This window comes from Citrobacter sp. Cf087 (assembly GCF_030334285.1).
In the GTDB taxonomy this organism is placed as follows: Bacteria; Pseudomonadota; Gammaproteobacteria; order Enterobacterales; family Enterobacteriaceae; genus Citrobacter; species Citrobacter freundii.
On sequence record NZ_JAOWED010000031.1, the window covers coordinates 577,677 to 589,526 of the forward strand.

12 protein-coding genes are annotated in these 11,850 nt (G+C 52.3%); all 12 read left to right on the forward strand.

Going from position 1 to position 11,850, the window contains the following annotated elements; all coding sequences use genetic code 11:
• The first annotated feature begins 17 nt into the window (after nucleotides 1–17).
• Nucleotides 18–860 carry a colanic acid biosynthesis glycosyltransferase WcaA gene (wcaA, locus tag OGV57_RS19295; RefSeq protein ID WP_003036760.1) on the forward strand — a complete coding sequence of 281 codons (843 nt, stop codon included), beginning with the start codon at nucleotides 18–20 and terminating at the stop codon, nucleotides 858–860.
• Nucleotides 861–862: 2 nt separating this feature from the next.
• Entirely contained in the window at nucleotides 863–1,351 is a 489-nt protein-coding gene (gene wcaB, locus OGV57_RS19300; protein ID WP_003844327.1) for a colanic acid biosynthesis acetyltransferase WcaB, read from the forward strand.
• On the forward strand, nucleotides 1,348–2,565 hold the full coding sequence (gene wcaC / locus OGV57_RS19305; RefSeq protein ID WP_044701909.1) for a colanic acid biosynthesis glycosyltransferase WcaC: 1,218 nt from the start codon (nucleotides 1,348–1,350) through the stop codon (nucleotides 2,563–2,565). The genes wcaB and wcaC overlap by 4 nt, the downstream gene beginning before the upstream one ends.
• A complete protein-coding gene (gene wcaD, locus OGV57_RS19310) occupies nucleotides 2,540–3,757 on the forward strand; it encodes a colanic acid polymerase WcaD (protein WP_054528563.1) in 1,218 nt (405 codons plus the stop codon). Before wcaC ends, wcaD begins: the two co-directional genes overlap by 26 nt.
• 5 nt (nucleotides 3,758–3,762) lie before the next feature.
• Nucleotides 3,763–4,509, forward strand: a complete 747-nt coding sequence (gene wcaE, locus OGV57_RS19315) for a colanic acid biosynthesis glycosyltransferase WcaE (protein WP_054528562.1) — start codon at nucleotides 3,763–3,765, stop codon at nucleotides 4,507–4,509.
• A gap of 9 nt (nucleotides 4,510–4,518) precedes the next feature.
• Nucleotides 4,519–5,073, forward strand: coding sequence for a colanic acid biosynthesis acetyltransferase WcaF (gene wcaF, locus OGV57_RS19320; RefSeq protein WP_003841800.1), 555 nt, complete (start codon nucleotides 4,519–4,521; stop codon nucleotides 5,071–5,073).
• A gap of 24 nt (nucleotides 5,074–5,097) precedes the next feature.
• Nucleotides 5,098–6,219 carry a GDP-mannose 4,6-dehydratase gene (gene gmd / locus OGV57_RS19325; RefSeq protein WP_003036748.1) on the forward strand — a complete coding sequence of 374 codons (1,122 nt, stop codon included), beginning with the start codon at nucleotides 5,098–5,100 and terminating at the stop codon, nucleotides 6,217–6,219.
• Nucleotides 6,220–6,221: 2 nt separating this feature from the next.
• Nucleotides 6,222–7,187: a GDP-L-fucose synthase gene (gene fcl / locus OGV57_RS19330; RefSeq protein ID WP_054528561.1), complete on the forward strand. Its 966-nt coding sequence runs from the start codon at nucleotides 6,222–6,224 to the stop codon at nucleotides 7,185–7,187.
• A 2-nt stretch (nucleotides 7,188–7,189) separates the two neighbouring features.
• Nucleotides 7,190–7,669, forward strand: coding sequence for a GDP-mannose mannosyl hydrolase (locus tag OGV57_RS19335; protein WP_054528560.1), 480 nt, complete (start codon nucleotides 7,190–7,192; stop codon nucleotides 7,667–7,669).
• Nucleotides 7,666–8,889, forward strand: a complete 1,224-nt coding sequence (gene wcaI / locus OGV57_RS19340) for a colanic acid biosynthesis fucosyltransferase WcaI (RefSeq protein WP_003844321.1) — start codon at nucleotides 7,666–7,668, stop codon at nucleotides 8,887–8,889. Before OGV57_RS19335 ends, wcaI begins: the two co-directional genes overlap by 4 nt.
• A gap of 2 nt (nucleotides 8,890–8,891) precedes the next feature.
• Nucleotides 8,892–10,328 carry a mannose-1-phosphate guanyltransferase gene (cpsB, locus tag OGV57_RS19345; protein WP_054528559.1) on the forward strand — a complete coding sequence of 479 codons (1,437 nt, stop codon included), beginning with the start codon at nucleotides 8,892–8,894 and terminating at the stop codon, nucleotides 10,326–10,328.
• 136 nt (nucleotides 10,329–10,464) lie between these two features.
• Nucleotides 10,465–11,835, forward strand: coding sequence for a colanic acid biosynthesis phosphomannomutase CpsG (gene cpsG / locus OGV57_RS19350; protein WP_054528558.1), 1,371 nt, complete (start codon nucleotides 10,465–10,467; stop codon nucleotides 11,833–11,835).
• Nucleotides 11,836–11,850 lie beyond the last annotated feature (15 nt).

Sequence of the window (11,850 nt, forward strand, 5' to 3'; positions counted from 1 at the left end):
TTTTTTTGGAAACGAAAATGACCACAGAAAACCCGCTAATTTCAATTTACATGCCAACCTGGAACCGCCAGCAGTTGGCCATTCGGGCGATTAAATCGGTGTTGCGCCAGGACTATCCTCACTGGGAGATGATCATTGTGGATGATTGCTCTTCCTCATATGAGCAGTTGCAGCAGTTTGTTGAGGAACTCAACGATCCGCGCGTGTCGTATACGCATAATTCCACCAACTCCGGGGCCTGCGCGGTGCGTAATCAGGCCATTATGCAGGCCAACGGACAATACATTACGGGGATTGATGATGATGATGAATGGACGCCGAACCGACTGAGTGTATTTCTCAACTATCGCCATCATTTGGTCACGCGGGCGTTTCTGTATGCCAATGACTATGTCTGTGAGGGCGAAGTGTATTCGCAGCCGACCAGTCTGCCGCTCTATCCTAAGTCCGTTTATTCACGCCGCAGGTTTTATAAGCGCAACATCATTGGTAACCAGGTATTTACCTGGGCATGGCGGTTTAAAGCATGTCTGTTCGATACCACGCTGAAAGCGGCGCAGGATTACGACATCTTCCTGCGCATGGTGGTGGCGTATGGCAAACCGTGGAAGGTCAAAGAGGCGACGCAGATCCTGCATGTAAATCACGGTGAGATGCGCATTACCTCATCGCCGAATAAATTCTCCGGCTACTTTCAGTTTTACCGCAAGCACAAAGGCAAATTTGACCGGGCCAGCAAGAAGTATCAGTTGTTTACCCTCTATCAGATCCGCAACAAACGGATGAACTGGCGCACGCTGCTGACGCTGCTTTCTGTTCGCAACAGTAAGCGTCTGGCCGACGGACTGCGAGGACGCTAATTATGCTGGAAGATTTACGCGTGAACGGCTGGAGTCTGCGCCCCTGCTGCATGGTGGTGGCCTATCGGATTGCCCATTTTTGCTCCGTCTGGCGTAAAAAAAACATCTTAAACAACCTGTGGGCCGCACCGGTACTGGTGATGTACCGCCTTATCACCGAATGCCTGTTTGGCTATGAAATTCAGGCCGCTGCATCAATCGGTCGTCGTTTCACCATCCATCATGGCTATGGGGTGGTTATCAATAAACACGTGGTTGTGGGGGATGATTTTACCCTACGTCACGGCGTCACCATCGGCAATCTTGGCACCAACGATTTGTCCTGCCCGGTAATCGGTAACAGCGTTGAGCTGGGGGCCAATGTCACTCTGCTTGGCGACGTTGCTATTGGCGATAACGTGACGATTGGTGCCGGGAGCGTCGTGGTGGATAGCGTTCCGGACAATGCGCTGGTCGTGGGCGAGAAGGCACGGGTGAAGGTAATAAAATGAAGATATTACAATTTAATGTGCGACTCGCAGAAGGTGGGGCGGCAGGCGTGGCGTTAGATTTGCATCTGAGGTCGCTGGAAAAAGGACTGTCGTCGCGTTTTGTCTATGGCTATGGCAAAGGCGGTAAAAAAAGCGCCAGCCATGCGAAATACCCGCAGGTTATCAAATATACGCCGCGCCTGACGTCGGCGGCGAACATTGCGCTGTTTCGTTTCGCGAACCGCGACATGTTCGGCAATCTCGACAAGCTATATCGTACGGTTACCCGCACTAACGGCCCGCTGGTACTGCATTTTCATGTGCTGCACAGCTACTGGTTGAACCTGGAAGAGGTAGTCTCCTTTTGCCAAAAAGTGAAAGCGCATAAACCGGATATCACCTTCGTCTGGACGCTGCACGATCACTGGAGTGTGACCGGGCGCTGTGCCTTTACCGATGGTTGCGAAGGCTGGAAAACGGGCTGTCTGCAATGCCCAACGCTGAGCAACTATCCGCCGGTAAAAATCGATAAAGCCCATCAGCAGTTGCCCGTTAAGCGGCAGATGTTTCGTGCGATGCTGGCGCTGGGTTGCCAGTTTATCTCGCCCAGTCAGCATGTGGCCGACGCGTTCAACAGCCTGTATGGCGCGGGACGTTGCCGCATTATCAATAATGGCATTGATGTGGCAACTGAAGCCATTCTTGCCGAACTACCCGCGATGCATGAGAAGAGCGGTCGGCCGAAAATTGCCGTGGTGGCTCATGACCTGCGCTATGACGGCAAAACCAGTCAGCAACTGGTGCGAGCGATTACCGCGCTCGGAGACAAAATTGAGTTGCATACCTTCGGCAAATTTTCGCCATTTGCGGGAGATAACGTCATCAATCACGGTTTTGAGAGCGATAAGCGCACGTTGATGAGTGCGCTTAATCAGATGGATGGATTGGTGTTCAGCTCCCGTGTCGATAACTACCCGCTGATTCTGTGCGAAGCGCTGTCCATCGGCGTACCGGTAATAGCCACGCACAGCGATGCCGCGCAGGAAGTGCTGGCTAAATCAGGCGGAAAAACGTTCAGCGAAGCTGAAGTGTTGCAACTGGTGCAGCTGAAAAAATCAGACATTGCGCAGGCGGTTTTTGACACGTCGCTTGCCGCATTTAGCCAGCGCAGCCGGTTGGCATACAGTGGACAACAGATGCTGGAGGAATATGTCTCGTTCTATCAGAATCTGTAGCTATCTGGTGCTACCGCTGCTTTATCTGCTGGTAAACGTCAAACTCGCCCAGCTTGGCGAGAGCTTCCCGATCACTATCGTTACCTTTTTACCCGTTCTGCTGTTGCTGTTTATCGAACGCATCAATATCAAAAAATTAATGATCGCGCTGGGCGTAGGGGGCGGACTGACGGCATTTAACTATCTGTTCGGTCAGTCACTGGATGCCAGCAAGTACGTGACGTCCGCCATGTTGTTTATCTATACCGTGGTGATTATTGGCATGGTATGGAGTATTCGCTTCAAAACCATTTCACCGCATAACTACATTAAAATCTTGCGCTTTTTCTGGCTGGTTGTGGGACTGGTGGTGGGGTTAGCTGCGGTTGAAATGGCACAGATAATTCTCAGCGGCGGCAGCAGTTTAATGGAAGTTATTTCGAAATATCTTATTTACAGTAATAGCTATGTTCTGAACTTTATTAAGTTTGGTGGGAAACGAACCACCTCGCTCTATTTCGAACCGGCATTCTTCGCTCTGGCGTTAATCTCAATTTGGCTCAGTATCAAACAGTTTGGTATCAAAACACCTAAGTCCGATGCTATGATTCTGGTAGGGATAATATTATCGGGTTCGTTTTCAGGAGTAATGACGTTTATTTTGTTTTACCTCCTGGAATGGGCGTTTCAGTACCTAAATAAGGATGCGATAAAAAAGAAACTACCTCTGGCGATAATCTCATTGAGCGTGTTTTTAGTTGGTGTGATATTTGCTTTTCCGTACATCGCAACGCGGCTTGGTGATTTAGGAACTGAAGGTTCGTCATCGTATTATCGTATCGTAGGACCATTAGTGATGGTCGGTTATTCATTACTGAACGTTGATGGCGTAGTGAGATTTGGCTCACTTTATGAATACGTCGCGTCATTCGGAATTTTTAACGGTGCAGATGTCGGTAAAACAATAGACAATGGCTTGTATCTGCTGATTATTTATTTTTCATGGTTCGCGGTGATATTAGCCCTATGGTACATGGGGAAGGTCATGAAAATGATGATCAATGCGTTTGGCGATAATCAGAATTATCGGGTGCAGCTTTATCTTTTTACACCATTGTCACTGTTTTTTACAGGTTCAGTATTTAGTCCGGAATACGCATTTTTAATTGTGTGTCCGTTTATTTTGCGCAAGGCGCTGAATATCGCGAGGTAACTCACATGCTGCTCAGTATCATTACCGTCGCCTTTCGCAATCTGGAAGGGATCGTCAAAACTCACGCGTCGCTGGCACATCTGGCGCAAGCGGGTGATATCAGTTTTGAGTGGATTGTTGTTGATGGCGGCTCCTCGGATGGTACGTCGGCGTTTCTTGAAGGACTCAGTGGAGAACACCGGTTACGGTTTGTCAGCGAGCCGGATAACGGCATCTATGATGCGATGAACAAAGGCATCGCCATGGCGCGCGGGCGGTTTGCATTGTTCCTCAACTCCGGGGATATTCTGCATGTGAATGCGGCTTGTTTTATCCGCCAGCTAAAAATGCAGAGTGACCAAACTATGGTCATTGGCGATGCGTTGCTGGATTTCGGCAATGGCAACAAAATTAAGCGTCGGGCAAAACCGGGTTGGTATATTTATCACAGCCTGCCCGCCAGCCATCAGGCAATATTCTTTCCTCTCTCAGGACTGAATGTCTGGCATTATGATTTGCAATATAAAATATCGTCAGATTACGCGTTGGCAGCCAAATTATACAAATCCGGTTACGCTTTTAAAAAGCTGCGCGGGTTGGTTTCGGAATTTTCTATGGGCGGAGTGTCAACGACGAATAATCTGGAATTGTGCCGGGATGCCAAAAAAGTACAGCGCCAGATATTAAACATGCCAGGTTTTTGGACCGGTTTGTCAGAATATTTACGTCTGCGCACAACCGATAAAGCAAAAACCTTATATGGAAAAACGTAAGAGCACAATATGCAAGACTTAAGCGGATTTAAAGTGCCTGGAGGTTTTCGCGGCGGCGGCGCTATTAAAGTGCAATTATGGTGGGCGGTGCAATCAACATTATTTCGCTGGTCTCCACAGGTCATGTATCGCTGGCGTGCATTTTTATTACGGATGTTTGGCGCAAAAATAGGAAAAAACGTAGTCATTCGGCCTTCAGTAAAAATTACTTATCCGTGGAAACTAACTCTGGGAGATTATGCCTGGGTGGGTGATGACGCGGTTTTATATACGTTAGGTGATATTACGATTGGGGCCCACGCAGTTATTTCGCAAAAAAGTTATTTATGCACCGGGAGTCATGATTATGCCAGCCAACATTTTGATATTAACGCCACACCGATAGTGGTTGGCGATAAATGCTGGCTGGCGACAGATGTCTTTGTCGCGCCTGGCGTAACGATTGGCGATGGCACCGTCGTCGGAGCACGAAGCAGCGTATTTAAATCGCTGCCAGCAAATGTCATTTGTCGGGGAAATCCCGCAGTAGTCACGCGCGAACGCGTCGAGAAAGTTACTCCCTGAGGGGATCACTGAAGAGGTTATAACATGTCAAAAGTCGCTCTCATTACTGGCGTAACCGGGCAGGATGGTTCTTACCTGGCAGAACTCCTGCTGGAAAAAGGGTACGAAGTACACGGTATTAAGCGTCGCGCTTCATCATTCAACACCGAACGTGTGGACCACATCTACCAGGATCCGCATTCAGGCAATCCCAAATTTCATCTGCACTATGGCGATTTGACGGACTCCTCCAATCTGACCCGTATTTTACAGGAAGTCCAACCGGATGAAGTCTATAACCTGGGTGCCATGAGCCACGTTGCGGTGTCGTTTGATTCACCGGAATACACCGCAGACGTTGATGCGATCGGCACCTTGCGCTTGCTGGAGGCGATCCGCTTCCTGGGTCTGGAAAAAAAGACCCGTTTTTATCAGGCGTCCACCTCTGAGCTGTACGGTCTGGTTCAGGAAATCCCGCAGAAAGAGAGCACGCCGTTCTATCCGCGTTCACCGTATGCCGTTGCTAAGCTGTATGCCTACTGGATAACCGTCAACTACCGTGAGTCTTACGGGATGTATGCCTGTAACGGCATTCTGTTTAACCACGAGTCTCCGCGCCGCGGCGAAACCTTTGTCACTCGCAAAATTACCCGGGCGATCGCCAACATCGCTCAGGGGCTGGAGTCTTGCCTGTACCTGGGCAACATGGATTCACTGCGCGACTGGGGGCATGCCAAAGATTACGTCAGGATGCAGTGGATGATGCTGCAGCAGGATAAGCCGGAAGATTTCGTGATTGCCACCGGCGTGCAGTATTCCGTGCGCCAGTTTGTAGAAATGGCGGCAGCACAACTGGGGATTAAATTGCGCTTTGAAGGTGAGGGCGTGAATGAAAAAGGCATCGTGGTTTCCGTGACCGGACATGATGCGCCGGGCGTGAAGCCAGGCGATGTCATGATTGCCGTTGACCCGCGCTACTTCCGTCCGGCTGAGGTGGAAACGCTGCTGGGCGATCCGGCCAAAGCACATGAAAAACTGGGCTGGAAACCGGAAATCACGCTGCGCCAGATGATCTCGGAAATGGTTGCTAACGATCTTGATGCGGCGAAGAAACATTCCCTGCTCAAGTCGCACGGTTACGAGGTTGCCATCGCGCTGGAGTACTGAGGATGAAGACACAACGTATTTTTGTGGCGGGCCATCGCGGGATGGTGGGGTCCGCCATCGTCAGACAATTGTCGCAGCGAAATAATGTGGAGCTGGTGCTGCGTACCCGCGACCAGCTTAATCTGCTGGACGCCAGTGCGGTGCAGGCGTTTTTTGCCGCTGAACGTATTGACCAGGTTTATCTGGCGGCGGCAAAAGTAGGAGGGATTGTGGCAAACAATACTTATCCTGCTGATTTTATTTATGAAAACATGATGATTGAGAGCAACATTATTCATGCTGCACATCTGCATAACGTGAATAAACTGTTGTTTCTCGGGTCATCCTGTATTTATCCCAAGCAAGCTACCCAGCCAATCGCCGAGGGTGAACTGTTGCAGGGGACACTTGAACCGACCAATGAGCCGTATGCGATTGCCAAAATTGCCGGTATCAAGCTGTGTGAATCGTATAACCGACAGTATGGCCGTGATTATCGCTCGGTGATGCCGACCAATCTGTATGGGCCGCATGACAACTTTCATCCGAGTAATTCGCATGTGATCCCGGCGCTGCTGCGCCGCTTTCATGAAGCTCGCGGGCAAAATGCGCCGGATGTGGTGGTATGGGGCAGCGGGACGCCAATGCGTGAATTTCTGCATGTCGACGATATGGCGGCGGCCAGTATCCACGTGATGGAGCTGGCTCAGGAAGTGTTGCAGGAATATACCCAGCCGATGCTGTCGCATATCAACGTGGGGACCGGCGTGGACTGCACCATCCGTGAACTGGCGCAGACTATTGCGGAGGTCGTGGGCTACAAGGGGCGTGTGGTGTTTGACGCCAGCAAACCGGACGGCACGCCGCGCAAATTGCTCGACGTTACGCGTCTGCATCAGTTGGGCTGGTATCACGAGATATCTCTGCAAGCGGGGCTTGCCAGTACATATCAGTGGTTCCTTGAAAACCAGCAGCGTTACCGGGGGTAAGCATGTTTTTACGTCATGAGGATTTTGCCACCGTTGTACGTTCAACTCCGCTGATTTCCATCGATTTGATCGTGGAAAACGCCCACGGTGAATTTCTGCTTGGCAAGCGCCTCAATCGTCCTGCGCAGGGGTACTGGTTTGTGCCCGGCGGTCGGGTGCAAAAAGATGAACCGTTGCACGCGGCCTTTGAGCGGCTTACTGAAGCTGAGCTGGGGTTACGTTTACCGCTGTCCGCTGCGCAGTTTTACGGTGTCTGGCAGCACTTCTATGACGACAACTTTTCCGGGGAAGATTTCTCAACGCATTACATCGTGCTGGGATTTCGTCTGCGGGTGTCGGAAAACGACCTGCAACTGCCTGACGTTCAACATGACGCGTACCGCTGGTTGGCAATTGAAGAGATTCTGGTCAGTGACCACGTGCACGACAACAGCCGGGCTTACTTCTGTGAGAAGAGTCAGGCCGGAGCACCCGGGCTATGAAGATCCTTGTGTATGGCATCAACTATTCGCCGGAGTTGACCGGTATCGGTAAATACACCGGTGAAATGGTGGCGTGGATGGCGCAACAGGGGCATGACGTACGGGTGATCACTGCGCCGCCTTATTATCCGCAGTGGAAAGTCAACGGTCGCTATTCATCCTGGCGCTACCGTCGTGAAGAGGGCGATGCCATCGTCTGGCGTTGCCCGCTGTATGTGCCTGAGCAGCCCTCCACGCTCAAGCGTCTACTGCATTTAGGCAGTTTCGCCCTGAGCAGTTTCTTCCCGCTGCTGGCGCAGCGCCGCTGGAAGCCGGATCGCATCATTGGGGTAGTACCGACGCTGTTTTGTACGCCGGGAATGCGCCTGCTGGCGAAGCTGTCCGGGGCGCGCACGCTGCTGCATATTCAGGATTACGAAGTTGATGCCATGTTGGGACTTGGCATGGCGGGCAAAGGCAAGCGCGGTATGGTGGCAAAACTGGCCAGCGCTTTTGAGCGCAGTGGGCTGTTGAATATGGATCATATTTCGACCATTTCTCGCTCAATGATGAATAAAGCACAGGAAAAGGGCGTTGATGCACAGAAGGTTATTTTCTTTCCGAACTGGTCAGAAGTAGCGCGTTTTCGCGATGTGGACGCCGCCGATGCTCTGGCGTTGCGCCAGCAACTGGGCTTGCCTGATGGAAAAAAAATCATTCTCTACTCTGGCAATATTGGTGAAAAGCAAGGGCTGGAGAGTGTAATCGACGCAGCGGCCCTGTTGAGCGAGCGGCCCTGGCTGTTTGTGATTGTCGGGCAGGGCGGGGGTAAAGCGCGGCTGGAGAATATGACCAGCGAACGCGGCCTGAACAATGTGATGTTCTTTCCGCTGCAATCTTATGACGCGCTGCCTGCACTGCTCAAAATGGCGGACTGTCATCTGGTGGTACAAAAGCGCGGTGCGGCGGATGCCGTACTGCCCTCCAAACTGACCAATATCCTCGCCGTTGGTGGTAACGCTGTGATTACCGCCGAGCCGGAAACCGAGCTGGGGCAGCTCTGTAACATTGTTCCAGGCATCGCTGTATGCGTGGAGCCGGAATCGGTAAATGCGCTGGTTTGCGGTATCCAACAAGCGTTGAGGATGCCAAAAGTCAATACGGTGGCACGTGACTATGCCGAACGCACGCTGGATAAAGATAACGTGCTTAGCCAATTTATTGCTGATATTCGGGGTTAATGATGAGTCAAAGCAAACTCTTTCCGGTAGTGATGGCCGGTGGCTCGGGTAGCCGTTTATGGCCTCTGTCCCGCGTATTGTATCCAAAGCAGTTCCTGTGCCTGAAAGGTGATCTCACCATGCTGCAGACAACGATCTGTCGTCTGAATGGCGTGGAGTGTGAAAGCCCGGTGGTTATCTGTAATGAACAACACCGTTTCATCGTCGCGGAACAGCTACGGCAACTGCACAAGCTGACTGAGAACATTATTCTCGAACCCGCCGGACGTAACACGGCACCGGCGATAGCGCTGGCCGCACTGGCGGCAAAACGTCAAAGCCCGGAGGAAGATCCGCTGCTGCTGGTATTGGCGGCCGATCACATGATTGCCGACGAAGAGGCATTTCGCGAGGCGGTTCGCAATGCTATGCCCTATGCCAGTGCGGGTAAGCTGGTGACGTTTGGTATCGTGCCGGACCAGCCGGAAACGGGCTATGGCTATATCCGCCGTGGCGTGGTTTCGCCAACGAATACCGACGCCGTGGCGTTCGAAGTGGCGCAGTTTGTTGAAAAACCCAATCTGGAAACCGCGCAGGCTTATGTGGCGAACGGCGATTACTACTGGAACAGCGGCATGTTCTTGTTCCGCGCCGGACGTTACCTGGAAGAACTGGAAAAGTACCGCCCCGACATTCTTGAGGCTTGTGCGAATGCCATGAGTACGGTCGACCCCGATCTCGATTTTATCCGCGTTGATGAACAGGCGTTTCTCGCCTGTCCGGAAGAGTCTGTGGACTATGCGGTAATGGAACGTACAGCCGATGCGGTGGTAATGCCCATGAACGCAGGCTGGAGCGATGTTGGCTCCTGGTCATCGCTGTGGGAAATCAGCGCCCATACCGCCGAAGGCAATGTGCATCATGGCGACGTCATTAGCCACAAAACGGAGAACAGCTACGTGTATGCCGAATCTGGCCTGGTGACGACCGTCGGGGTGAAGGATCTGGTGGTGGTGCAGACCAAAGATGCGGTGCTGATCGCCGATCGCAACGCGGTGCAGGACGTCAAAAAAGTGGTGGAGCAAATTAAAGCTGACGGACGACATGAACACCATATTCACCGTGAAGTTTACCGTCCGTGGGGCAAGTACGACTCCATTGATGCCGGAGACCGTTACCAGGTGAAGCGAATTACCGTTAAACCCGGTGAAGGATTGTCCGTGCAGATGCATCATCACCGGGCTGAACACTGGGTAGTGGTGGCCGGTACCGCGAAAGTGACGATCAATGATGACATCAAACTGCTCGCTGAAAACGAGTCTGTCTATATTCCGCTTGGGGCGACCCATTGTCTGGAGAATCCCGGGAAAATCCCGCTCGATCTGATTGAAGTGCGCTCCGGATCTTACCTCGATGAGGATGATGTGGTGCGGTTTGCGGACAGATACGGGCGCGCCTGATGCAGGATGCGCCGCGCTTATCCGGCCTACAACACCGTAGGCCCGGTAAGCGAAGCGCGCCGGGAAATGCATTTAACACTCATTAAAAAGGCTCATTAAGAGTCAGGGCCTCCTGTTGCCTGAAGAAGGGTAAATCATGACGAAATTAACCTGTTTCAAAGCCTACGATATTCGCGGCAGGCTGGGCGAAGAGCTGAATGAAGATATCGCGTGGCGTATTGGCCGAGCTTACGGTGAGTTCCTGAAGCCAAAAACGATTGTCCTCGGCGGCGATGTGCGCCTGACCAGCAAGACGCTAAAGCTGGCGTTGGCGAAAGGACTTCAGGATGCGGGGGTGGATGTGCTGGATATTGGCATGTCGGGTACCGAAGAGATTTACTTCGCCACCTTCCACCTGGGTATTGACGGCGGTATTGAAGTGACCGCCAGCCATAATCCGATGGATTACAACGGCATGAAGCTGGTGCGGGAAGGGGCACGGCCCATCAGCGGTGATACCGGTCTGCGCGACGTACAGCGCCTGGCGGAAGCCAACGACTTCCCGGCGGTTGATGAGACAAAACGTGGCCGCTACCAGCGTATTACTACCCGTGATGCCTACATTGACCACCTGCTGGGTTACATCAATCCCGCCAATCTGAAACCGATGAAGCTGGTGCTCAATTCCGGCAACGGCGCGGCAGGTCCGGTGGTTGACGCCATTGAAGCCCGTTTTAAAACATTGGGCGTGCCGGTCGAGTTCATCAAAATCCACAATACGCCGGATGGCAACTTCCCCAACGGTATTCCCAATCCTCTGCTGCCAGAATGTCGGGCTGACACGCGCAACGCGGTGATTGAACACGGCGCAGATATGGGGATTGCCTTCGACGGTGATTTTGACCGCTGCTTCCTGTTCGATGAAAAAGGTCAGTTCATTGAGGGTTACTACATTGTCGGCCTGCTGGCGGAGGCGTTTCTGGAGAAGAATCCGGGGGCGAAGATTATCCACGACCCGCGTCTGTCCTGGAACACCGTGGACGTGGTGACGGCGGCAGGCGGTAAACCGGTGATGTCAAAAACCGGGCACGCGTTTATCAAAGAGCGGATGCGCTATGAAGATGCCATTTATGGCGGCGAAATGAGCGCGCACCACTATTTCCGTGATTTTGCCTACTGTGACAGCGGCATGATCCCGTGGCTGCTGGTGGCTGAACTGCTGTGTCTGAAAGGACAGTCGCTGGGCGAACTGGTCCGCGACCGGATGGTGGCCTACCCGGCGAGTGGTGAAATAAACAGCACGCTGGCAGAGCCGGCGGCAGCGATTGCGCGCGTGGAGCAGCATTTTTCCCGTGAGGCGCTGACGGTAGACAGAACGGACGGTATCAGCATGTCGTTTGTCGACTGGCGCTTCAATTTACGCTCTTCCAATACCGAACCGGTGGTGCGCCTGAACGTGGAATCGCGCGGAGATATTCCGTTGATGGAAGCGCGAACGCGCACTCTTCTGGCGTTACTGAATCAGTAATGCTGGTGCTTCCTT